We start from the raw sequence: 24,764 nt of genomic DNA, 5'->3' as shown, positions 1-24,764 counted from the left end.
TACTCATGGGTTACCGGACCTGAAGCGCATCTGAGTCGTGGCATCGTCAAACCAACCGCGGTGGGATGGCGACCGGGCGGCCATGACGGCCGTCGAGGTGCCGGTTTTGCTGCGACCACAGCTGGCGATACAGCGCGCAGCGCTCGAGCAGTGTCGAGTGCGGCGCGACGTCAAGGACCTTACCTTGATCCATAACAAGGATGTTGTCGCATTCTGTTAGCGAGGACAGCCGGTGCGAAACGATGATCATCGTGCGGCCGCTGGCGATGCGCATAAGATTGGCGCTTACCACTGCCTCGCTCTCCGGGTCGAGCGCGCTGGTCGCTTCGTCGAGGATGAGAATGGTCGGGTCGTGGATGAGGGCGCGTGCGATCGCCAGCCGCTGCTTTTGACCGCCTGACAAATTGGGCGAACCTTCCTCGATATAGGTGTCATAGCCATTGGGCATGCGCTCGATGAATTCCTGGGCGCCGGCGAGGTGCGCGGCGCGCATGGCATCGGAAAGCGTCAAGCCTGGACGCCCGGCGATGATGTTATCGCGGATCGACCCGCGAAAGAGAAAATTGTCCTGCAGGACCACGCCGAGCCCTTGGCGAAGATGGCGTAGGTTGATCTCCTTGAGGTCGACGCCATCAAGTTTGAGGAAGCCACTGTAGTCGCGGTTGATTCCCTGTAGGAGGCGCGCGATCGTTGATTTTCCCGAACCGCTACGCCCAACAATGCCAAACATGCTGCCGGCGGGAATGTGGAAGCTGACCCGGTCAAGCGCCGGTGTCTTTGTAGCGATGTAGCTGAATGTCAGGTCGCTGAAAGTGACCTCGCCCACAAGCCTGGGTCTCAGGCCGGTGGAATTCGAACTGCTCTCCAGCGGCCGGTTGAGAACCGAGGCCGCCTCGCCAATAGCTGCACCGACCTCCTCGTAGTCTTCAACCAGTCGGGCCAGGCCGACCAGCGGCTGCGCTACGCGCTGGGAGATCATCATGAAGGCAAACAGGCTGCCAACCATATAGCCCGAGCGGTCGTTCAATGCGAGATAGGCGCCGATCAGCATGGTGCCGAGCACCATGACGCGTTCTATCGGCGTGACCAGCGTCTGCGGCCAGCTTGCAAGCTGCCCGAATGCGAGGCGAGCCTTTCCGGCTTCCGCTACGCGCTCATCCCAGAGCGCCTTGCGCTGCGGCTCGAGGCCGAGCGCCTTCACTGTCTTGATGCCGACGACAGTCTCGCCAAGCGCTGCCGACTTCCAGGTCTCGGCTTCGACCACTCGCTGGTATCTGCGGCGCAGCGGTCTGAGAAAGGCAAGGATGATCAGCATGATCACGGCCGCGCACGCCATTACCACCCAGGCGAGCGTGGCGTTGATGTAGAACATGACCGGTATCAGCACGCACAATGTGATCAGATCCAGGAACGTGCTGAGAAGTTTTCCGGTCAGGAACTCTCTAATACGATAGACTTGGGCCAGATGATACATCGTCTCGCCGGCCGGATGACGCTCGAAATAGTCGAGCGGCAGGCGCAAGAGCCGGCTAAAGACGTGCAACTGCAGCTTGGTGTCCAGACGGGCGCCGACGACGTTGATGATCAGTCGCCGCGCATGGCCAAGAAGTGTCTCATAGGCGAAGACCACGGCAATCACCGCAGACAAGAGCAGCAACGTCGAGATGCTGTTGAACTGCAGCACCTTGTTGACCAGCGTCATTACGATGAGTGGCGGCAGGATGGTCAGAATGCTCAGCGTGAACGAGGCAATGGCTATGTCGCGCAGGGGCTGGCTTTCTAGCCGCACCAGTTGGGTGAGCCAGTGAAGGGTGAAAGGCGCATCCGCCGCCACGTGCGACCGTGTCGCGCGCAGCAGCACCGCCTCGCCCGTCCACACCCGCGACAGCCGAAGCTCGTCGATGGGGGTGGCCTCACCGTCGTCCGGCGCGTCGGCACTTTTGAGGAAGACGACATTGCGCTCCGCACTCGCTCCGGTCAGGAGGGCCGCGCCGCCATCGCTGAACAACAGCACGACCGGTCCGGTATCCTGGAAGCGCAAAAGATGTGACCAGCGGATACGCAGGGCACGCGCCCACATGCCGGCGGTCTGCGCCCATTCGGAGAGATCGGTAGCGGTCGGAACCGCCCTCGCGGTCCTGAATTCGTTGGGGTCGAGTTCGACGCCATGATAACGCGCGGCCTGCAGTACTGCCTTGATGCGTGGCCCGATCTGGTCGCGCTCGGCGGGACCGCCGGGGGTCCGCGTCGCCGCGTTGTGGCCGCCCGCTTGGCGCGCTGCGACGTCGCCTTCGGCGTCGGCACGGATCGAGGCCGGCTGGTTTTCGGCGTTTACGGGCACGTTTACCATGGACTTCTCATCCGGTACGCAGGGCGAGGGTTCGAAAATGCCCAAGCCGAGGTATTTGCCGAGGTTTCCGGCAACGCCGCATTATACTTCGAACCGACCGGCCACGCGACTCTGATGCCAATCCCTGTTTGGAAATGATGAACGCGCGAATTCCGCTCTCCCGCGAAGTCCGCGCGTACGTTTCGTCCTGTGTGGTCATGGTGGCTGACCATGGTCGGGAACCCAATAACCTGGAATGATCAGCGCGCGGGTCCGCTTTCCAGCGAAGCCCGCGCGCCTGGTTTAATCTGGACCATTTCCTGTCCAGGTTCACTCACTGCTCACTCATGCGGCTTCAGAATATCCTTCAGAGCCTTCTTCACTGTGTCGTCGGTGTTGGCGTAGCCGGCGCCCTGCTTGGTCTTGTCCGAGATCAGGTCGGTGCTCGCACCTAACGGCTTGTTCTGGTTCTGACCAAATCCACTGATCGTATTGAGGACATTCAGGAGGTCGGTCGTCACCGAACTGGCCGCCAGGCCAACAAGCTGCCGGAACGACGCATGGCTGACGGCACCACTGTCGGTCGAGCCGGATCGCAGGAACTGCGTCGAGTCCTTTAGGCCCAGCGTATTGGTCGTGACGTTGGCTTTGTGACCAGGACCGTTTTCGGCATTGTTATGGTTCCCGGAATTACCAGGTGCATCCTGATCTCCGTTGCCAAAGCCGTTATTGCCATGGTGGTGGTCACCTGTGTCACCGCCCGGGCCGGTCGCTCCGGTCGCTCCCGTCGATCCGGCTGAGCCAGTCGCTCCGGTCGAGCCAGTAGAGCCTGTTGCACCAGTCGAGCCAGTAGCTCCGGTCGAACCGGTTGCTCCCGTGGAGCCCGTTGCACCAGTCGAACCTGTCGCTCCCGTGTCGCCAGTTGCACCTGTGGCGCCGGTCGCACCAGTAGATCCGGTAGAGCCCGTTGCACCAGTCGAGCCTGTCGCCCCGGTATCACCTGTGGCTCCGGTAGCACCAGTCGAGCCAGTCGAGCCCGTTGCACCGGTCGCGCCGGTATCACCGGTTGCTCCGGTNGCCCCGGTATCACCTGTTGCTCCGGTCGCTCCGGTTGCACCAGTTGAACCAGTCGCGCCGGTGGCACCCGTCGCTCCAGTATCACCGGTTGCTCCGGTTGAGCCCGTCGCTCCGGTCGAGCCAGTCGCTCCAGTAGAGCCGGTTGCACCAGTCGCGCCGGTATCACCGGTTGCTCCGGTCGAGCCTGTCGCACCAGTAGAGCCGGTGGCGCCGGTCGAGCCTGTCGCTCCGGTAGAGCCGGTGGCGCCGGTCGAACCCGTCGCTCCCGTATCGCCGGTCGCACCTGTGGCTCCGGTGGCACCAGTCGAGCCAGTCGAGCCCGTTGCACCGGTCGCGCCGGTATCACCGGTTGCTCCGGTCGAGCCAGTCGCNGCCCCGGTATCACCTGTTGCTCCGGTCGCTCCGGTTGCACCAGTTGAACCAGTCGCGCCGGTGGCACCCGTCGCTCCAGTATCACCGGTTGCTCCGGTTGAGCCCGTCGCTCCGGTCGAGCCAGTCGCTCCCGTATCACCGGTTGCTCCGGTCGAGCCTGTCGCTCCGGTAGAGCCGGTGGCGCCGGTCGAACCTGTCGCTCCCGTATCGCCGGTCGCACCTGTGGCTCCGGTAGCACCAGTCGAGCCAGTCGAGCCCGTTGCACCGGTCGCGCCGGTATCACCGGTTGCTCCGGTNGCACCAGTCGAGCCAGTCGAGCCCGTTGCACCGGTCGCGCCGGTATCACCGGTTGCTCCGGTCGAGCCAGTCGCTCCGGTCGAGCCAGTCGCTCCAGTAGAGCCGGTTGCTCCGGTGGAACCGGTTGCACCAGTCGAACCTGTCGCTCCCGTGTCGCCAGTTGCCCCTGTGGCTCCGGTGGAGCCTGTTGCTCCAGTCGAGCCCGTCGCTCCAGTGGAGCCAGTCGCCCCGGTATCACCTGTTGCTCCGGTCGCTCCGGTATCACCGGTCGAACCAGTCGCACCGGTAGCGCCGGTCGCACCTGTGGCTCCGGTTGCGCCTGTCGCACCAGTAGAGCCAGTCGCTCCGGTAGAGCCGGTTGCTCCGGTCGAGCCTGTCGCACCAGTAGAGCCGGTGGCGCCGGTCGAACCTGTCGCTCCCGTATCGCCGGTCGCACCTGTGGCTCCGGTTCCACCAGTCGCGCCGGTCGAGCCCGTTGCACCGGTCGCGCCGGTATCACCGGTTGCTCCGGTCGANCGGTCGAGCCCGTTGCACCGGTCGCGCCGGTATCGCCGGTTGCTCCGGTCGAGCCTGTCGCACCAGTAGAGCCGGTGGCACCAGTCGAACCTGTCGCTCCCGTATCGCCGGTCGCACCTGTGGCTCCGGTTCCACCAGTCGAGCCGGTCGAGCCCGTTGCGCCGGTCGCGCCGGTATCACCGGTTGCTCCGGTCGAGCCTGTCGCACCAGTAGAGCCGGTGGCACCAGTCGAACCTGTCGCTCCCGTATCGCCGGTCGCACCTGTGGCTCCGGTTCCACCAGTCGAGCCAGTCGAGCCCGTTGCACCGGTATCGCCGTTTGCTCCGGTCGAGCCTGTTGCTCCAGTCGAGCCTGTTGCTCCAGTCGAGCCAGTCGCACCAGTAGAGCCGGTTGCTCCGGTCGAGCCGGTGGCGCCGGTCGCTCCCGTATCGCCGGTCGAACCTGTGGCGCCCGTTGCACCGGTCGAACCAGAAGCACCCGTCGCGCCAGTCCCACCTGAAGCGCCCGTGGCGCCGGTCGCGCCTGTGTCACCAGTTGCGCCAGTGGCGCCCGTTGCACCGGTTCCGCCTGAAGCACCCGTGGCGCCGGTCGCGCCAGTTGCGCCAGCACCGGTGGCGCCCGTCGCGCCTGTAGCGCCCGTCGCACCTGCGCCGGTCGCTCCCGTGGCGCCTGTCGCACCCGTGGCGCCGGTCGCACCCGTGGGGCCCGTGGGGCCTACTTGACTCGTGATGTTGAAACTGCCCCCATTGAAATTATTGTTGTTGGTGGGATTGGCAGCACCGGCCGTGAAAATATAAGTGTTACCGGCACCAGGTACAAGTGTACCCATTACACCGAAGTTGGCATTGTAAATGGTATAATTGTGAGTAGTGTCTGGTATCGTTATGGTTGCAGCAAACGCAAATACCAATCCGTTTGTTGCGGATGGAAGTTGGAAGCTACCAACCACTGTATCGGGGTTGAGTGATGTATCCACGAGATAATACGTGTTGACGTTACTGCTGTTGCCCGAACCAGTAATCGTACCCGTGAGTGTCAGGTCACCTGCTACCAGCACCCCGCTGTAACTTGCCACGCCAACTGAGGTCAGCGGAGGTAAGGGCGTGGACGCACTCACGTGTTCCGACATCCCCCAAGAGCCACCTAGCTTGGCTGCGCCAACCAGCGATCTCGATGCGCGGACGTCCGCGCCGACGGCCTGTTCCAGCGCCGCAACGAAGGTCTCGCCAGCATTCCCAAAAGCTGTCTCGCAGCTCCACAGTCGGAGTTCGCCGTCCGCGGCAAGCGCCCTGCCGATTGCGGCAAGATCCTCAGCATCTTCCTTCAGTGTGGCGGCCGACCACTCTCCGGCTGTGAAGCTAACCCGGCCAGGCGCGCCGTGCGCCATAATATGGATCGCGTCGAGCCCTTCGTGCCCTGCCAGCGCCGCAGCGATCTGCTGCGCCGCCGGCCAGCGGCCGTCGAGCACAATCGCTTGAACCTCGGGGCGCACGTTGCCGAAAACTGTCTGAAGGTCGGAGACCGAAGGATCGACAAAAAGAATTTCAGTGGCACGGGCCATGACTGGCTCCTGTTGGCTTCGAACTCAGTTCAAGCTGAAACCGCCCACCGGCCTGGCCGGTGAGCGCTCGGGATCAGCGGCTTGAGAGGCCTCATCTTCCGGACGGTCCGACGGCGCTGTCGGGATGTTCGACAGCGGGGCTCTCTACGCGGAGGAAGCTGCAGGCCTGGAAATTCCCGCCATCGTCAAACGTGCCAATCGCCAACGAACCGGCTGCGGCCGGAACCTTGACGGTGACAGCGACGGCGAGGCTTCGCTTGACGGCCTTGGGAAGAATGACCTGACCGACGACGGCGCTCTTGGTCGTGTCCAGGATAAAATATGGCACATTCTCGGTCGTGTCGCCGATGGGCAAGACGCCTCTCACGGCAACTTCCATGACCGCAAACCCCGTTATATAGCTCATAATTTCCTCCTCGGTCGGCAGCGGATGCGCTGCCGTTTGTCTTGTTTCGTGCCTAGGTTTCTATCGCTGCCGGGCGCCCGCGCCCGCTGAGGCCGGTCGCAGCTTCTACCGGCGCTCGAGCCGCGTGCATTGAGCAGCCAGCAGCTCCGTAAACCGGCGGGCGCCGCGCAGAGCGACGAGCCGGGCGCTCAATACTTGAAGGCCTCTTCGTGCCGGCCGATCGAACGGCGCCCCGCTTGTCTTCAATGAGATGAGTGTGGAGTTCGCAACTGGACGGCGGTCCACAGGGCACCGAGCAATACTCATCAATCGCCAGGCAATCTTTGCTGGCGGCCAGGTGCAGATAATTGGGGGATTGATCGAAGCAGAAACCTGCGTTGCGGACGCATCGTTTCGCACTTGGTATCACACCGACCACAGCCAACTCCCAACACGCGTGTCAACTTGCGAGGGAAATCGACTACTTGCGAGGGAACATCAGGTTGGGAAAACGTTGGATGACGTCTTCCTTGCGCCAAACACTTTCTGCGCCCTCACGCACGAAGTGGCACTTGCTCCAGATACTCTCCTGGCTTCGCAGACAGCGCGAACCGACAGGCCTACTGCCCGGTCCACGGAAACCCTCCCATACATAAGAGATTAGTAAATTATAAAATTAGCAACTTGTAAATAACCTGTTTACAATTTGTTAATTGCCCAACCACGATTTACTACCTTGGAAAACATCGAGATGGCGCGGATACGGCCAAATGCATCGAAAAATCCGGGGCTTAAGATACACCACCTTCGTTATCGACGAACGCTTGATATCGCGGCGGGGGTGTACGTAGCGATCGAGCCTACAGGGCAATTCGCAAAGCCTCGCCCAAGGTGACCGCGAGACCCTTGCTGCGGCGGAAGGTGCTGGCTAACAATGGATCACGCTGAGGTAGCATCCAGATGGCCGAGGCAGGGGAAAATGTGCATGGGACATGAAGGCCGGATAAGTCCGCACTGGAACGGATCCCTGTCCCCGACGGCACCATGGCACAAATGTAACCGCTTCAGCCCGCAGTCATGGGGGTCGAAAGTCAGCATATGACAAGCGGTAAGCGCCTCTGCCTTAACATGATCGTCAAGAACGAGATGGCGAACCTTCAACGCTGTCTCGGGGCGGTTGTCGACCACATCGACTGCTGGGTCATCGGCGACACCGGCTCGAACGACGGAACCCAGGATTTCATCAAGGCGTTCTTTGCCGTCCACAACCTGCCTGGCGAGCTGCATGAGTTCCCGTTCCACAATTTCGAGCAGGCCCGCAACGCCGCGCTCGATCACGCCTATGCCTCGCCGCTCGCCTATGACTATCTGCTGTTCGACGATGCCGACATGGAGCTGATGGTTGAGGATACGGGGTTCCGCGAGGGGCTCGACGGCCCGGGCTACCGGCTGTTGCAGCGGTCGGATTCCGGCCTGGCCTATTGGAACACGCGCCTTGTCAAACGCGACGCCGGTGCCCGCTACCATGGCGTGACCCACGAATATCTCGACGTGCCCGGTGGCGTGCAGGAACTGAGGGGTGCCTGGTACAAGGACCACGCCAGCGGCTCGAACCGGGTGGACAAGTTCGAGCGTGATGCCAGGCTTTTGCTGGACGCCCTTGAGAACGATCCGGAAAATCAGCGCTACTGGTTCTACCTGGCGCAGTCCTACCGCGACGCTGGGCGGACGGCGGAGGCGGCGGTGGCCTACGCCAAGCGTGCCGCGATGGGCGGCTGGGACGAGGAGGCGTGGAATGCCCGCCTGCAGGAGGCGCGCTGCCTGCGCAAACTCGGCGACGAGGCTGGCTTTGTTCAACAGGCGCTTACCGCCTTCAATCAACGGCCGCAACGCGCCGAGCCACTTTATGACCTGGCACGGTTTTACCGCGAGAAGGGGATGAACGACGCCAGCGTGTTGTTCTCCGAAGCAGGGCTGGCGATCAAGCGGCCGGAGCAGGACATCCTGTTCCTCGAGGATTTCGTGTACACGACAGGCCTGCGCGAAGAGTATGCGATCGCGGCGAATTATGCGCGCGACCCGGTGCGCAAGGATCGCGGTTTCGCGACTTGCAACTGGTTAGCGCTGGACCGCAGTATCGGCGATGGACCCAGGGATCTCGCGTGGTCCAACCTGTTCTTCTATATGCAGCCAGCCAAGACAACGATGCCGTCGTTCAGCGCTCATCCGATCGTTTTCGCTGCGCCCGAGGGCTACAGGCCGTCAAGCCCCTCGGTGGCGCGCCTGGGCAAGGAGATTGTGCTTGCTCAGGCAGCGGTGAACTACACCACAAGCGAAGACGGCGTCCATCTCCGGACGAAAGGCGGCGAGGCGATCCTCGCTCGGAATTTCCTTCTGCGGTTGACCAATGGGCTCGCCGTCCGATCGACAACCGAGATGCTGCCGCCGACAAACATGCGCGAGGCCGGCGTCGAGGACCTGCGTCTGTTCGCCTGGAAAGGTAAGCTGTGGGGCTCGGCCTCCGTCCGCGATCTGGCGGACAGCGAGGGCAAGCAGGTCATCATGCGCGTCGACGACAGCGAAACCGGCCACCACCGGATGACCGACCTGCGCGTGCTGCCCGCGACGGGGCCGAGTGCGCACGACAGGAAATGGATGACGCAGGTCACATCAGGCGAAGCCGGCGAGGAGCGGCTGCAGTTGGTCTGTTTCGGCGATCCAATTCGGGTGGCGGATGAGCGAGCTGAAACGATCAGCGAGACCTCTCCTGGAATTGCGGCCCAACGATTCGGCGGCGTAAGCCAACAGGTCGCTTTCGCCGGCGGTTGGCTAATGTTGATTCACGAGGTGCAATGGAGACCCTCCGAGAACAGGCGATACTGCCTGCATCGGTTTGTTTGGTTCGACGCAATGAACCTGCTGCAAAAGGTGAGCCGTCCCTTTTACTTCAACGAAAAGGGCGCCGAGTTCGCTGCCGGATTGGCTTGGCATCCCGATGAGAAGCGCTTGCTGATTTCCTACAGCGTTGCCGACAGCGAGTGCTGGATCGCGACCGTCGATGAGGCGGATGTGGGAGGGATGCTAGAGGATGTGGATCGCCTGTCTTCGGGGGTGGCTGATCCAGGAACGAAGCAGACACTGTCGACGCCGGTCTTTCGCGCCCCTCCAACGAAAGCCGCGATCAAGCCTGGCCGCGCCGACGGTGGGGCCATGGGTGATGCAAACCGGGCGCCGTTGGAAGGTAAGGACTTCGGCACCGGCAGCATGAAGTCGACAGAAGAGATCTTTCATGAGCTCGCGCCGTTTCTGCGCGACGTGGATTCACCGCTGGAACGACGGCAACGATCGCGCCAGTTCGACGCGCGGATTTATCCCTTCCTTGGCAGCGACGACACCGCACTTCCGCAGATCAACTGCTTCTATGAAGTGATGTCCGACAAAGCTGAGCATCGTACCTTGATTGGCGCCACAACGTCGATGCGAGCGGCTGGCCATCCGGTGCGGGTGTGGAGCTATGCGCCAGAGAAGCTCGAATTCCTCGTCCGGCGCGGGATCGAGGTCCGCAATGCCGACGACGTCATGCCGCAGGCCCTGTTCGAGCGCATCGTCGCCGGCTCCGAGATCAGATATTTCAGCGATATTTTCCGCTACGCCCTGCTCTACGAACATGGCGGCCTGTGGATGGATTCCGACGTGATCCTGCTGCGGCCGTTCCCCTTTCGCGGCGATCACTTTTTCAATCTGCAATGGCGGGGAGCACACAAGGGCCACTTCATCTGCGGCAACGTCATATACGCCAAGCCCTACAGCCGCCACCTCAGGGCGCTATACGAATTGTCGCTCGAGCGTTTCCAAGAAGCGCGCGGCAAGGAGTTCGGTGACATCGGCCCGAAGCTGCTCTCCGACTACATCGCGACCGTAGCCGGCGCCGAGCTGCGCGACCGGGTATTCAGCCCGATGTTCTTCAACGCGATCGATTGGACCGAGATCGACAGGTTCGATAGGCCGTTATCGGAATTGACCGATTATCTGAACGATGCCCGCGTGTTCGGTATCCACCTGTGGACGGCCCGCAACGACGCCCGGCCGGGCGGCGAGGGGGCACCGTTGATCTCGCAGCTGATCAACCCACTCGATAGTTTCCCGGCATTCACAACTCTCGCCGACCGCTTCAATACCGACAAGAACCGGCATACGGGCAACCGTCATGCCTATGCCAGGGTCTACGATCGCCTGCTGTCGGGCAGAAGGCTGGCCATGCGGCGGCTCATGGAAATCGGGCTTTGCCGCAGGCTGGCGGACAACCAGAGCGAGACACCTTCGGTCGCGCTATGGCAGAGCTACTTTCCGTTTTGCCAGGTGGTCGGCGTCGACCTGACGGACTTTTCCCGCCTGAACAATGAACGTTTCAAGTCGTTCGTCGGCGACCAATCCAAGCTGGATGATCTGCGCGGAGTCGCGGCGAAACTCGAGCCGCGCTCGTTCGACGCGATCATCGACGACGGCAGCCACGCCTCGTTCGACGAGCAGCTCACCCTGCGCGAGTTCTTCCCGCTGCTCGCGGAGGGCGGCTGGTATTTCATCGAAGACCTCGACTGGCAGCCGCCGGGCGAGGATCTTGGCAAGATCACGCTGACGAAGAACTTGCTGCGGGAAATCCAGCAGTACGGCAGCGCGCGGTCGGTCGATCCGCTGGGCGTGAGCGCGCTTGCCGGTCAGTTCGCCGAGATCCTGTTCTTCGACAGCCACTACGAGTTGAATCGGGCGAAACTGCTGGGAGGCCTGGTGGCTATCCGCAAGGGCGCGTCGGGCATGTCCGCCAGGCGAAATCTTGCACCAGCGCGTGAGTGAGCAGAGCGCCGTGAAAGTCGCTGTCTACACCATCGCCTTGAACGAAGCCGCAAACGCGGAGCGCTGGGCCAATTCGGCCGTCGACGCCGACTATCGCATTGTCGCCGACACGGGCAGCACCGACGATACGGTGGAACGGCTGACCGCTGCCGGCGTTACCGTGCACAGGATAGCGGTCCGCCCATGGCGTTTCGACGATGCCCGCAACGCCGCGATGGCACTGATCCCGCACGACGTGGATGTGTGCTGCACAATGGACATGGACCGGTTCCTTGAACCTGGCTGGCGGGCAAAGCTCGAGGCTGTCTGGACTCGCGAGACGACAGCCCTTTATTGTCAGACAGTGTACAGAGCGAGCGTCGACGACCCGACCCCACTTCGCAACTGGCCAGCGAAAAACTTTCATCATCGCTGGGGATATCGTTTCAAGAGGCCTGTTCACGAAGCCCTGGTCTTCACGGGAGAGAGGGAGGTCACGGCCAGCAGCAGCGACATTGTCATGTTCGAGGTGCAGGACCTTACCAAGCCAACAAGGAGTAGTTACCTGCCGCTGATGGAAGTGGCGCACAAGGAAGACCCCGCCGACGCACAAATCTGCTTCTGGCTGGGGCGAGACCTGATGTGGGCCAACCAGAAGGATCGGGCTGTCGAGTTGCTTGAGCGCTATCTTGCCTTGCCGACAAGCACGTGGGGCGAAGAACGAGCCGAGGCCATGCGTTATATCGCGCGTATGCGCCCGGAACAGAGCTTGTCCTGGCTGGACAAGGCGCGGATGGAAGCGCCGCACCGCCGCGAGATCTGGGCCGACCTGGCCGAAGAGCTCCACGGCAAAGCGGACTGGTTGAATCTGTTTTGGGCTTGCACCAACGGTATCGAGAGGACGCACCGCACCGGAAGCTATCTGGACGATCAGAACTGCTGGGGATTTCGGCTGTTTGACCTCGGCGCCATCGCGTCATGGCATCTCAATGCGATGGACCGTGCGGTAGAATGGGGGCAAAGGGCACTTGAACTCGACTCAGTTAACCAGAGACTCAAGAACAATCTAGAGTTTTTCGTTCGGCTGCGGGAGGAGGAGCGGACCGGAGATATCGAGACACGAGCACCCACAGATGCCGCAGCCACGCAACGCGGCTGAGCCGCAAATGCAGATCTACTGCGAAGGGCTAATCTGGTTCATGCGACTCTGCGTGGGCGCCTGCTTCGCAGGATGTCACTTCATGTGTTGATCCGAACCGATTCCTCGGGTCGTTCATCGCTGATCGCCAGAGGTGGAAGGCACACATACGCTTTCAGCGACGGCATTACCCCATTCATGATGCAGTCAATTCCAGCATTGTTCAGCCTCAGGCCGAATCCCGCGAAATCGATGATCATCGGCCGTATTGGAAGGCACCAGTCGAGCAGCGCGCGTGCCCCGTTTGGAGAAACTGAATAACATACAAGACCCAAAAGATGGTGTGCTCGCAGAAGAACGGGTTCCGTTTCGGCCTCTTGAAAATCCTGGACATGTGTCATCACCTCTCCAGAAAAGAACTCAAGCCTCGCGCCAGTTCCGCCTGGGAGGGCATCCAGCCAAGCGTAACACCGCAGGCTTGCGCTCCAAAGGATGAAGTCCCAGTCACGAATGTTAGCCAACAGTGAATGCATGTGCGGTTCGAAATGACGAGAAAAGATGGCATCGTCTTCGGCCACGGTTATTGCCTCACTCCGTCGAACAGCTTCTTTCCAGAGCGCGACGTGAGAAACGGCGCAGCCCAAACTTCCAGCCGCGTAATCTAGATCCGGCGAGATGATTTTGTCCTGTACAAGCCGATCACGGTCCACAAGTCGACCATCAGTTCCAGGAAATCTCCGAATACTTCTAAGATGATCGTTCGTCTTACGAAATCTCTCGAGACGATCAACGCTGCGATCAAGGTTGATTACGTGAACGTGATCTATCATTCGTCTCACCGTATCCTCGCCAGGCAGTGATTTTCGTTCTCACATGTAACGGACTGAGCGCGACCAATTCAAAAATCGTTGACTGGACGACGCAGGCATCTCCGTCAAAAGTATGGATCAATCTCCAAGACCTCGGTAATTGTGGCAAACTTTCGCGTTGCCGACTCGGAAAAAGCGATAGCCCTGTCGCGCCGTTTCGTAAAAAGAGCGTCAAACTCAACGGCGTCGCCGTCGAAATGCGGAATTTGCTTGATGTGCCGTAGGGAAAATCCGAAAAGTCCAAGCATATCGATGATATCACCGAGTAGTTTCTGACCTTTGTATATAGGGACTACGTGCGTCTCCAGTTCGATGGCCAGGCAATTTTCCAGAAGGTGCCCAAAGCCCAGCAGAACTTCGTATTCAAGACCTTGAACATCTATCTTCATCACGTCCGGCGACGGAGCGGCGTGCCTTCGGAACAAATCGTCATATCGAACGCATTCGACGTCCTGCGTGCCGACCACGACAAAAATTGGCGCTACCGAATACTGCTGCAGCACGTCGAAGTTTGGCTCCCTCAAGGAGGAGCAGCTTGTATCCGCTGTAATGTGGAGCTTCTGAACGCCTGTGGTGTGGGCCAGCGCCTTTTCTATTACCTGAGCGCCGGGGATTCGGCCAAGGGTTTGCCTTAGCACTGCAGCCTCCGACGGTATGGGTTCGAAAACCACCGGCGTAATCTGATCGGCTCTCAGCATCCACTTGAGTTGCAGGCCCCCTTGGCCACCGACATCGACAAGCGTAATGCGCTCCTCTGCTGGCGTACGGGACAATTCAGGATACGCGTCAAACGTCTCAACCAGAACGCTGACGAGGACGAACTGTTCGCGTCCAGTGCCAGCATAGAAGGGGTGGCGGTTTTTGGAGCAGCCGATGGACAGGGTTGAATGGCAGCTCAGGAATGTCGCCTCTACCTCAAGTAGCCCCTCGGAACTCTTTTCAACCGCTATGCTCCTGCAAATGCCATCATTGACTATGGACCCGTCCGCAGAAATTTCCGCTACATCGATGGAGCCATAGTGATGGATGTAGAAATTGGCGGTAGCGTCAGGGCGAAATTTCAGCAAACATTTCAGCCTGATAGTTCTAAATAGAAAAGCTGAATTATGGAGGCGCAACAGGTGCCAGTTGTGCCGCTCCGTATCCGAGACGACAAGGGATCCGTCTTCAAGGCGAACTGATATTTCATTCGCCACCTGCCAACTTGAAAAAGCATCCCCTGTGTATGTTCGCGAAAAAATGGCCTCGCCCACTCCTCATCCCCCATTTCCCGAGCCTTCGCCTTCGTGGACTGACATGGTATTTTAAAACGTGGCGGTCGGATATTGGGAATCGAAGCGCGGCGGCGGGATATCGTTACACTGTTTGGGGGCGACAGCTTGATTTCCGCTGCGCTGACCGGATCGGACCCGCCAGCAATAACTATGCCGCCATGACGCGGCCGACCAGTGTACCCCCGAAGTTGCTTTGCGCTCCAATCGACTATCAGCCGCACCTTGCTGATCCTCGAAAGCGAATTTTGCCAACATAGACAAGAAAGGGTTCGGTCGGCGACCCGGTCTAGAACTCCCCCTTAACTTGTTGCCCTCATATCGGATGCCATTTCAACGGAGCGCACGCCATATTGATGGCACAATCGACATCGTCATGCGGCTTTGAGGCCGAAACACGAAAGTCGATAGTGTCAATCAAAAGTGGATAACAACTGGGTACCGAGACCTTGGGGTTATCGAATCGTAGAGATCTGGTTCTTCTTTGCTCAAAATTGGACACAGTCGTGCTAATGTACGGGCTGCGCGCCGATCGGTCGCACAGGATGTCAAGTCGTCGTCCGGCATCGGCAGTTGATTCTACGCACACATCGATAAGTGACCAAATACAAAGGCCGTGGCGGGGGCAAGTTGATGGGTGTCGATATATACGTTATGGATTTTCTCCTGAAATTCCGCGGGCGGTCTCTTGGCGAAACCTTGTGGTTAGGACGTCAAGGTTACCACATTCACGACAGCACCTTGGGAAACTCCGTCCTTCGTTCATATGACAGACGAGTATCGATCGAAAATATCAAGGGAGAAACGGGATATTGCGAGGAATTATTCAAGTATCTGGGAAGCAAGGCGATAAGGTCACTCGATTATTCTGACTTCGAAGGAGCCGAGATCACTCACGACTTGAACGATCCGATTCCTGATGAACTTGCAAATCAATTCGACTGTATTTTCGACGGCGGGACGATTGAGCATGTGTTTGATACGCGAATGGCATTTTCGAACGTAAAGAGGATGCTAAGAGTCGGCGGCATATTCTTGATGGTGGACGGCGCAAATAACTTTCTTGGACATGGCCTTTACCAGTTTAGTCCTGACTTGTTATGGCGAACATTTTCTCGCGAAAACGGGTTCGAGATAGAGCTGATGCAATTGGTCGACGACGTGGGGAAGCCCAATCCACGAGACGTTCCCGACCCGGCTGTTCTCGGACAGCGCTCAAACATGACAATGAGCACTGCTAGAACATACGTCCTCATGGCAGCCAGGAAGACATTTGAGATTTCTGACGGCGAGCAGAAAGTTTACCAAAGTGATTACCTTGCGGCGTGGCAAAGGTCAGGAACGGATGATTGAGCGCGCAGCCAGCAAGGCGTTCGCAAACCGCGGCCAAAAGCTTGTTTGACACGCGCCGTGCGTCCCGACCCTTTGCCTTACGGATCAGGTATTCTAAGTTCGAGCGGTCGGACATCAGGGACCCAATTGCGGCGACGAGATTTCGTTACACTGTTTGCGGGCGCAGCGATCCGCAACTTGATCCCAGCGGCATTGACGCAGCCGGGACGAGCAGGCACAAGCTACGCGGTGTCCGTGCCGCCCCTTGCCGTTCCCTCCACCCTACTAACCGCCCCGATCGAACTCGCCGGCGACTGGGGTCACATGCTTCCGCGCTCCGCAGATCAGGTCGTCGAGCGCACGCGGCACGCCTGCCTGGATGGCGTCCGCCTGCTCTCCGATGGCCAGCCTACGCGACTTCGTGTCGACGAGCACACTTCGGGGCAGCCGGCGATCTGGCTGCACCCCGACGGTAGCAGCATGGCGTGGATCATTGTCGACATTGGCGAACGGGATTGGTCAAAGCTCGCCTACCAATTCGGCCATGAGCTCGGCCACGTCATGGCCAACAGCTGGCAGGCGGACGCCAAGCCGGCGCCGCCCTGCCAGTGGCTGGAGGAAGCGTTGGTTGAGGCCTTCTCGCTGCGCGGTCTTGGTCGCTTGGCGAAGGACTGGAAAGAGAGTCCGCCATTTGCCGGCGACAACGCGTTCGGCGATGCCATAGCGGCGTATCGCGACAACATCGTCCGCGGCTACGCCGCGCTCGCCGACAGCCAGGGGCTGAGCCGCGACCCGGCCGCCTGGTTCGCCGATCATCGCAGCGAAATCGAAATACCCGGTCTCAATCCGTTTGCCCAAGCAATCTCCCAGACCATCCTCACTGAGTACGAGGCGGCGCCCGACTGTGTCGAGGCGCTGGGCGCACTGAACCGATGGCCCGGCCGCACAGGTGTACCGATCGCCGAGTATCTGAATCGATGGGAGGCGAGTTGCGCCGAACTGCAAGCCTCGCCCCGACTGCCGGTCCGGCTGCGCGAACTCCTGCACATCGCTTGATCGGTAAGGGGTGAGGAACAAACCAACTCTGATCTTCGGAACTGCACCGAAGGAGGCAATTGCGAAGCGTTGACGCGCACGAGACAGCATCCTTCTGCGAAGCCTTGCACGGGCCGCGGCAGAATCCACTCCGCTAGAGCCAGCGGGGGAGGAGGAGAGGGCGCCGCTCGCCGCCTGTAGTATGCTGCGGTTGGGCAAAGGGATCGCCCGGCCAGGCCCGATCTCTATTATAGATCGGGCGCGCGGCGAACTCGACCTCGCAGAGTATATGCAGGCTGTTCTCCGATCGACCAGGTGGAAGGGGATGATACGACCGGGAACGTGGACGATCAGCTGCGGAATGTCTGGTATGCCCCTTATGATCGGCGCCTTCGCGCCAATGTCGGCCGTTGAGGCTTCCTTGGTCGTCTCCCGAAAGAAGACGTTCGACTTGGCGGCATGATCACCGGATTGATCCGAAGCAGGCACTCCCCCCTTTGCGAGCGTACTGCTTTAGAATGATCTAATATAGTCGATTGCATGGCAGTCGTCGTTCCCGGAGCGGTATATGGTGTGTAATCGTTGGTTGCCGAACCATTAATTCAAAGTGGTGCGCCGGGAGAGCTTGTCATGAAACTATCGAACCTGATCAAACGTTACGACAATGTGGAAAGAGCCGCCGAGGAACTCGAGACAGAGCTAGTCGAGGCTTTGAACATCTCCCTGAGCCTTGACGAGGTGTCACCATCAGACGACGGCAGTGCCTCGAAAGACAGCCTCGCAAAAGGGACCGATGCCCTGCAACCCGAGGGCACTCCCAATGAAACCCCTCGCCAGCTAACTTCGCATACGCAGAGCCGGCTGGCTGCTTTGAGCTCATTTGAGATGCTCATTCAGGATGCGGAAGGCCATTTGGAGGATGTCAAAGCCAAGCTAATGGAGGTTGCAACTTCGCACCACTACACACGCGATTTTTTTCAGATCCTTCAAGCGGACTTCTTTCGTGCCAACGAACTGGAAGTGGCAAATGCCAACCTGACGAGAGAACACATGGTCCTGTCCGAACAGCTGCACGATGCGATGAGGAAGCAACGTGAGCACGACAGCGCGTTCGGAGCCATACAGCAGCGCGAAGTAAGCTTGGTCCAGGACAGGGACGCTCTTCGTAGTGCGCTCGCCGCCGTAAGGCTGGAACTTGTAGAAGCGGCCACTACCATCGCAATAAGGGAGGCGGACTTCGGCGAGGCGGCCAAAGCTCTTTCGGCCAGAACAGCCGAGGCCGATAGACGGGCGCGCGAAAACGATACCTTGCGAGAAAAGCATGTCAGACTCTCGATCGACCTCGACAAGGCGCAAAAGCGGGAAGCTGAGGCGAGGCGGAGGCTTGATGAGTTGTCGACGATTCACGCCAACGATGCGGTGCGGCATTCCGAACTGCTGGCTGCGCTCGGCAGGAGCGAGAAGGACGAAACGCGGTTGCAGAAGTCGCTTGAGATCGCGCAGGCGAAACTGTCGGAAATGGCAGAGGCCGCACGCATCATGGAAGATGACACGGGAGCCGAACGTGCACGCAGTCTCGCAGAGATGCGAGGTTTGCGATCTGAAATTCAAAGTCTTCAATCGCGACTGGATGCGGCAACGAACGAGGCAAGCGTAGCATCCAGTGAAATCGCCAGGCTGACGGCTCAATGGAGCGATACCATGGCCGAAAAGCAGGTTGCGGATGAAAGGTATTCTGATCTCTTGAAAGAGAGCGAAGCCCACATGACGAACCTTTCGAAGCTGACTGCGGACCTCTCGCACATCTCGGCGCAATACGCCTCCGAGCAGATGCAGCACGAAGTCCAGAGGCAGGAATGCGAAGATTTGCGGGCAGAAATTGTTGCGCTTGGTACGCGGGTCAAGGAGTTGCTGCCCTATGAGCGTTTGCACAAAGTAACGAGCGCAAGGGAGCGTGAGGGCGTTGTTGGTGTTGGCAGCATGGCAGTGGAACCAACCCGCTCCACAACCAGACGACGTTCCCGCCCGAGCTTGCGTGCAGCGTCGTAGGGAGCGACGGCGGTACTGATGCTGGTGGTCACAAAGTGATCCTTTTGGGCGCACAATCCAGCGCCCGGCGTTCCGTTCACACTTGGCTCTATTAGAACCGAAGACAGCAAAGCAGGCGTGCGAACTTTGTCTGGCCCGCTCGTTTTTTCCGACCTCAAGGAAGCAGCGACGCAACCGCCGCATCACAGTTCCGCAGCGCAGCAAGCGCGGGTAGTTGAAGTCGATCTTGCCTTCGAGAAGTTTGGCAGCGACACATCTGCTTCACCACCAGCAGAGATCACGAAGGTCATAGAGGAGGCCCTTCGAGCGCAGGGCTGATGGGTTGACAATTGATCCGGTGTGATCGTGCTGCGGTGCTACTACAACCATGAACGCCCGACGGGCGCATCACCCATTCAACGCTTCGACTTCGTCAGGTCGCAACTTTGAGTGTGAGATCGTCGAGCCCGCGCCTGGGCATGGTCGAGAAGGACGTCGAGGTCCTGCTCAATGGGACATTCTTGCCGATCTTTCATCTTTGACGAAACCCCGGCCGGCGTGGACGTCGGAACCAAACGTGAGGTCTACGGCCCTCTTTGCCGAGCTGTTGAGTGGCGCAGCGATCCTTTGATCTCGTCCTACCTGACGGAGGTCTATGAGTCAGCGATCGCGGTTGGGGAGAGATCGTCAAAGAATTGTTTCCATGGTCCGATCCTGATCGAACCGTATTCGATGTGAATCCCTCTTTTGTTCCCATGGTAGGCCGTTTGCACGCGCAGTAATAGTTGATTCAACCATTGCTGGTATAATGTGGGATGTGGGTGGCGGCTCCGACAGTTCGGCGGGCGCTGAGTGCCGAAGCCGCCTGCGCAGTCCGGTTGGGGTCTGACCGCGCCGTCCTATTCTGGGACAGCGCGGTCAACGATTCGTTAAAATGTTATGGAGATAATTAAGTGCATGCTAATTGAATCGCCGGTCGCGGTTCGGTGCATGTATGCTTGTCCCAGCAGTTGGTTTCGCTGCGCTGGGTTGGTGGTCCTGTGAAAACTGATCCATTTCAGCGCTAACAAAGTGACACCGCTCTTGCATAGATATTTGCCGGCTGACCCCGGTCCTGATCCGATCATTGATCCAGGTCAGGCTCGCCGGGCTCGAGGTGGTTGGGGCCTGGCGAGCTGTCTACCAAGCACGGAACGCTCTGGCTGCGGGGCGGCCCGGCTTTCTTTGGGGGTAGAGAGCAGCCGGGCCTAACCGGCTGGGGACTGGGGACATGGCCGGCTGCCAAGTTATATATGCTCATGCTAATATGAACGCACCACACCTTTATGGACTAAGCGAAGGTGGAGCATGCTCGACGAGTCGGTGGCGACCTGTTGTGAGCGTGTTTGAAGCGCCTCACTGCTCAACGGTGTTTGACCACGAAAGCCAAGACCTGGGCGCTGGCCTGGGCGAGAGAGATCGGCGACAGGTGAGGGTCGACGAGATCACCCCGAAGCGCTAATCGCCATTCTGGGCGGAAAAGTCTGGGGCCGGCGCCCTCCTTTTGAACCTGAACAAACTAGAAGGGCGCCGAGCCTTTTTACCAGACAGCGCTTTGAGGGAAGCGGCGCCGAGTAGCAGGAGTGTATCTCTCTCGTTAGAGTTGTTGGAACACAGCCTTTTGGACGATGGACCGCAGCAAACGCTCGAGAAGGCGGCCGGCGCCAGGTGGGATCTGCTGGGCTGTGCGGCGCCGGCCAAGCAGACATCTGGTCCGCCGCAGTTGAAGTCATGACCTATTCGGTCGATCGGCGTTATGGCGTGATCACCTACGAGGCCCGCGCGCAAGCTGGCTGCCGCCGGGATCGCTTGACGTCTTGGGGTGGAGGCCGTCAGCGGGAACGAGCGCCCGCAGAACCCTCCGAGTGAATTCGAGGACGACCGACCACACGCTGAGTTCGGAGCCCCCTGGACCAACATCGACGCTGGCCTAATCCACCTTTTGGATGAACTCGTGGGTGCTGAGTGTCTGAATGGTGTTGTCGTCGGTGAGTTGACAGCGCCGCCATTCACTAAGCGAAGCTCTTTCGTTCTCGGCCTATCTGTCGGCCACTCATGGCGTCGAAGCCGACCATATTCTGGTATTCAACGACGGTATTCCTGTCCGCTGGTGCCACCGCATCTGTAGCGTCCAAGTTCCTGCGTCATTTGTCGTCCTATTCGGCCAGTCGCCGCGATGCCAGGGCAGCATCCCCGATCATGTGCAAACGCAAGCCTCGGCCCGGCTACCCAACAACAGTGGGGAGATCGTTGGTTGCAAAGACAGCATCATCGGCGCGTGAGGAACCTGCGCCGCGAGGAAGGCTTGCGTCATTCCTCTGCGACATTTCAGGGAGGCGCNGGCGCTTGCCGCCCAAGGATGACGCGATTTAAGACGGTCAACCTTCCCCGGCGATTTGACGATGGTGCGTGGCCGGCTTGTTGGGCATCATCGGCCGCCTTTAGATGAGACACCACCGTCTCGACGGGTAGGCTCGGGGGTGTTCGGTTTTTCGTCGGTTCTCTTCGTCCAAAGCGTGTGGAAAAGTGCGAATGAAAACAGGAAATATCCAACCTGGAATATGACCAAAATCAGCAAGGTCCATGCAAGCGACTTCCAGAACGAACCCGTTGCTAGGTAAATCCATAACGCCACCACGGTCGACGTGGCAAACATCCCGACCAGGAATCGCGGAAAAAACATTTATGTTCAATGCCGCCCCATATTGGACCGACCGGTCTTTCGTCTACTCCCATGAGCATTTAAGGTTTCACTAAATTAGTCATTGCGCAAGCGCCATGCTGAGGTGATGAGGCTCTTGGTCCTTTTTATTTACGCGGCCATTCTGGTTAGAGCACGGGGACAAAATAGAAGGCTCCGAGCCTTACCGGCGGGGCCGGGCGCAGCGGCTTCGCATGCCTCATGTTGGTCGACAATCTACCCGACCTCAAATGGGGCGGTGGCGTTCGATCACCTGATTGAGTTCCGCCTGAACTGAATTTCAACATCAACTTTGAGGAGCAAGGTTGACCGGGATCACTGCCATTCCGCGACCAACCTCGCGAACGCATCCCAGTCCTCAAAATGCTGGGAGCCTTCAATTGTGCCACTAAGAAATATTGCGCTGCAGCTGGATATGCGTGTAAGTGCGTCGTCTCGATTGGACCCGTTGAAACTCCGGGTGGCTCTTCCGGCCGCCAATCCGCCGGACAACTCAACCGCATGACGCTTTTTGCAGGACAGGCCCCGTTTGGTCCGTGCGTTAGTAACTTGACCGAAATCCGAATTTCTTTGCATAGCTGTCGCGACCAGTGGTTCGGCAACATCCAAGGTGACCTGCTCGCAGGCCTCGTTGTCCGCTGGCGCTTATCCTCGAGGCGATCGCGTTCTCGAGCATTGCCGGCGCTGACCCAAAAAAGGGCTTTATGCTTCGTTTTCGGTTGCGGTGATTTCCGCAACAGCCTGCGGCCGGCCGGGCATGATTTCAGCGGCCACGGCGGCCACAGCGGTGGTCCTGGTCACGCTGGTCCGTGACCACGGCCTGCAGTATCTGCTGGCCGCAACCGTGCTGGCCAGCGTCATCCATATTGGCGCAGGCCTCATCAAGCTTGGCCACGTGATGCGCTTCGTCTCGCGCTCGGTCATGACCGGCTTCGTCAACGCACTGGCGATCCTTATATTCATGGGCCAGCTGCCCGAACTCATTGGCGTCCCCTTGCTCACCTATGTCATGGTCGCTGCAGGCCTCGGCATCATCTATCTCTTTCCCTAGGTCACCAAGGCTGTGCCTTCGCCGCTGGTGTGCATCCTCGCCAAGCTGGCGATCACGTTGGTCTTCACCGCGCCTGCGATCGTTGCCGGCTACCATGCCGCCCATGGTATCGCAAAGCACATGATGCCTTTGGAAACCTGGCAGATCGTCTTTTCCGTTATTGGCGCGACCGCCGTCGGCGTCACGGCATATCTCCGGGTCGCGGGCATGACAGCCGCTGACCAAACCGGCAGGGACGTGGTTCGAGCCTAGACCCGCGCGGGCGAGGCGGGTAGACCAGACCGACGAAGGCCTAGCCACCTCCTTATCGGTCGTGGAGCGATCGGGTCGCATGCCAGGGATCTAGCCGCGGCACCACGTGCTGGCGCGGCCCCGTCGTGGATTTGGACTCTTCGGTCAATGCCCATGGCAGGCCGACCAGTCGGTGGCAGGACGACAGCAGGGCCGTGGCTGCGGCGTTGGAGGTGCGTGAGGTCCCCCACCTGGAATGCGTGGACGGCGCTAGCGAACTCGGAGCGATCTGCCGGAGGCGCGTTGCGCGCCAACGTCTCCGTTGCCAATCTGTACCAAGAGCGCTCCAAACGGCCTCTTCAAGGTTGTGTGCGTCAAGTTCTGCAAAATGGGGCGGCCATGATGCTGGTCATGCGGCTTGGCGCAGAGCGAGCTTCTTGTGCTCGCGCAGGTCGTCCATGTTGATGTATNGGTTGGCCTCCATCCAGTTTTCATTGGTCTCGACGGCCAACGCCCTGACCAGGCGCAGGCAGCTTTCGGTATTGGGGAAGATGCGCACGACATAGGTGCGCCGGCGGATTTCCTCGTTGAGCCGCTCCAGTGGTGGATTTGAGATGCTTGTGGTGCTGTCTCGGCAGCCTGAAGAAGGTCAGGGTTTGTTCGATGGCATCCTCGGCCCAGCCTGTCAGCCGCGGGTAGCGGGCGGACCATTTGGACAGCCACGCGGCGAGATCGGCCTTGGCCTCGGCGAGATCGCGCCGGTCGTAGAGCCAGCGCAGTTCCTGCAGACAATCGTCGCCGTGCTTCCTGGGCAGGTGATCGAGCGCGTTCCTGAGGAAGTGGACGTAGCAGCGCTGCCATGCTGCTTCCGGGATCACCTCGCCGATCGCCGCGACCAGGCCGGCATGGTCGTCGGACACGGCCAGTTCGACGCCCTTGAGACCGCGTCGTTTCAAGCCGACGAGGAAGTCCTTCCAGGCCGAGCGGCTCTCGCGATTGGCCATCTCCACGGCCAGGATCTGCCGGCGCCCGTCCCAGTCGATGCCGACCGCGATCAGCACCGCCTGGCTCATCACGATGCCGGCTTCGCGCACTTTCTCGTTGGGCATCGAGAATGAGGTAGGGGAATGGCTCCTGAAGCGGTCGTTCGGCAAACGCCTTCAGGCTCTCGTCCAAGCGCTTGTTGATGGCCGAGATCGACGAAGCCGAGAAGGCATGGCCGCACAGCTCTTCCGTGATCGCCTTGACCTTGCGGGTCGACACGCCCTGCACATACATCTCCGCCAGTGTCGCAACCAAGGCCCGCTCCGAACGCTGGTAGCGCTCGAACAGCTCGGTGGAGAAGTGACCCGCCCGGTCCTGTGGAACCCGCAGCTCAAGCTTGCCCACCCGGGTGACCAGGGGGCGGCCGTAGTAACCCGAGCGATACCCAAGGCGCTCAGGCGTGCGTTCGCCCTTCGAAGCACCCAGCGCCTCCTCCATCTCGGCCTCGAGAACCTCCTGCATTACCGCACGGATCACTTCGTGCAGCCCATCCGGGTTCGAAAGCAGAATGTCTTTGACGGCAGCGCTGGCGGTCTTACCTTCTGTCTTGGTCATGGTGGCGTTCCTTCCAGGGAATCGGTGACGTTGAACATCACCAGCCTGCCATGACNTTACCTTCTGTCTTGGTCATGGTGGCGTTCCTTCCAGGGAATCGGTG

The 24,764-nt window shown here is 59.8% G+C and carries 13 protein-coding genes, 2 pseudogenes and 1 other annotated feature; of the genes and pseudogenes, 7 read left to right on the top strand and 8 right to left on the bottom strand.

The genetic code is table 11. The features are described 5' to 3' along the window. Window positions 1-46: 46 nt before the first annotated feature. The 3 genes from X756_RS150765 to X756_RS1000000169360 form a co-directional block, all read right to left on the bottom strand. Window positions 47-2,350, bottom strand: a complete 2,304-nt coding sequence (locus X756_RS150765; protein WP_023730059.1) for a peptidase domain-containing ABC transporter — start codon at window positions 2,348-2,350, stop codon at window positions 47-49. A gap of 320 nt (window positions 2,351-2,670) precedes the next feature. Beyond that, window positions 2,671-2,850, bottom strand: a complete 180-nt coding sequence (locus X756_RS1000000168820) for a hypothetical protein (RefSeq protein WP_023715472.1) — start codon at window positions 2,848-2,850, stop codon at window positions 2,671-2,673. Between the two features lie 95 nt (window positions 2,851-2,945). Continuing rightward, window positions 2,946-6,083, bottom strand: coding sequence for a DUF4347 domain-containing protein (locus X756_RS1000000169360; RefSeq protein ID WP_245264518.1), 3,138 nt, complete (start codon window positions 6,081-6,083; stop codon window positions 2,946-2,948). Here X756_RS1000000169360 and X756_RS1000000169895 point away from each other — a divergent pair. Next, window positions 5,982-6,215 carry a hypothetical protein gene (locus tag X756_RS1000000169895; protein WP_031238648.1) on the top strand — a complete coding sequence of 78 codons (234 nt, stop codon included), beginning with the start codon at window positions 5,982-5,984 and terminating at the stop codon, window positions 6,213-6,215. The two genes, X756_RS1000000169360 and X756_RS1000000169895, sit on opposite strands and share 102 nt — an antisense overlap. A gap of 28 nt (window positions 6,216-6,243) precedes the next feature. On the opposite strand, the gene X756_RS150770 is transcribed toward X756_RS1000000169895, so the two are convergent. Beyond that, complete coding sequence (locus X756_RS150770) at window positions 6,244-6,558, bottom strand: hypothetical protein (RefSeq protein ID WP_023730058.1); 315 nt, start codon at window positions 6,556-6,558, stop codon at window positions 6,244-6,246. Window positions 6,559-7,635: 1,077 nt separating this feature from the next. Here X756_RS150770 and X756_RS1000000166720 point away from each other — a divergent pair. Next, a complete protein-coding gene (locus tag X756_RS1000000166720) occupies window positions 7,636-11,388 on the top strand; it encodes a glycosyltransferase (RefSeq protein ID WP_023730057.1) in 3,753 nt (1,250 codons plus the stop codon). Window positions 11,389-11,398: 10 nt separating this feature from the next. Continuing rightward, on the top strand, window positions 11,399-12,526 hold the full coding sequence (locus X756_RS0134465) for a glycosyltransferase (RefSeq protein ID WP_023730056.1): 1,128 nt from the start codon (window positions 11,399-11,401) through the stop codon (window positions 12,524-12,526). Between the two features lie 80 nt (window positions 12,527-12,606). On the opposite strand, the gene X756_RS0134460 is transcribed toward X756_RS0134465, so the two are convergent. Then, window positions 12,607-13,335 carry a glycosyltransferase family 25 protein gene (locus X756_RS0134460; RefSeq protein WP_081726976.1) on the bottom strand — a complete coding sequence of 243 codons (729 nt, stop codon included), beginning with the start codon at window positions 13,333-13,335 and terminating at the stop codon, window positions 12,607-12,609. 104 nt (window positions 13,336-13,439) lie between these two features. Beyond that, on the bottom strand, window positions 13,440-14,627 hold the full coding sequence (locus tag X756_RS150775) for an FkbM family methyltransferase (RefSeq protein ID WP_156941378.1): 1,188 nt from the start codon (window positions 14,625-14,627) through the stop codon (window positions 13,440-13,442). 615 nt (window positions 14,628-15,242) lie between these two features. On the opposite strand from X756_RS150775, the gene X756_RS150780 reads away from it, so the two are divergent. The 3 genes from X756_RS150780 (at window position 15,243) to X756_RS150795 (ending at window position 19,061) form a co-directional block, all read left to right on the top strand. Beyond that, window positions 15,243-15,998, top strand: coding sequence for a methyltransferase domain-containing protein (locus tag X756_RS150780; RefSeq protein WP_050589264.1), 756 nt, complete (start codon window positions 15,243-15,245; stop codon window positions 15,996-15,998). A 303-nt stretch (window positions 15,999-16,301) separates the two neighbouring features. Beyond that, the gene (locus tag X756_RS150785) at window positions 16,302-17,033 is read left to right on the top strand and encodes a hypothetical protein (protein WP_023699091.1); all 732 of its coding nucleotides are present in this window, start codon (window positions 16,302-16,304) and stop codon (window positions 17,031-17,033) included. A 609-nt stretch (window positions 17,034-17,642) separates the two neighbouring features. After that, the gene (locus X756_RS150795) at window positions 17,643-19,061 is read left to right on the top strand and encodes a hypothetical protein (protein WP_023730049.1); all 1,419 of its coding nucleotides are present in this window, start codon (window positions 17,643-17,645) and stop codon (window positions 19,059-19,061) included. A 2,446-nt stretch (window positions 19,062-21,507) separates the two neighbouring features. On the opposite strand, the gene X756_RS1000000167520 is transcribed toward X756_RS150795, so the two are convergent. Further along, entirely contained in the window at window positions 21,508-21,735 is a 228-nt protein-coding gene (locus X756_RS1000000167520) for an exopolysaccharide production repressor protein (RefSeq protein WP_245264517.1), read from the bottom strand. A gap of 483 nt (window positions 21,736-22,218) precedes the next feature. Further along, window positions 22,219-22,274 (top strand) — a sequence feature (sul1 is cis-regulatory element that is thought to sense ions involved in sulfur or methionine metabolism; They are found in Alphaproteobacteria). 70 nt (window positions 22,275-22,344) lie between these two features. Here X756_RS1000000167520 and X756_RS1000000167515 point away from each other — a divergent pair. After that, window positions 22,345-22,897: pseudogene (locus tag X756_RS1000000167515) on the top strand (SulP family inorganic anion transporter); the annotation flags it as partial. Between the two features lie 574 nt (window positions 22,898-23,471). Here X756_RS1000000167515 and X756_RS01000000165560 read toward each other — a convergent pair. Continuing rightward, window positions 23,472-24,661, bottom strand: a pseudogene (locus X756_RS01000000165560) (IS256 family transposase). Window positions 24,662-24,764 lie beyond the last annotated feature (103 nt).

Origin of the sequence: Mesorhizobium sp. LNJC405B00 (assembly GCF_000502615.1) — a bacterium.
GTDB lineage: Bacteria > Pseudomonadota > Alphaproteobacteria > Rhizobiales > Rhizobiaceae > Mesorhizobium.
The sequence above is the reverse complement of the archived record's forward strand: the minus strand, read 5'-3'. Positions and strand labels throughout refer to the sequence as shown.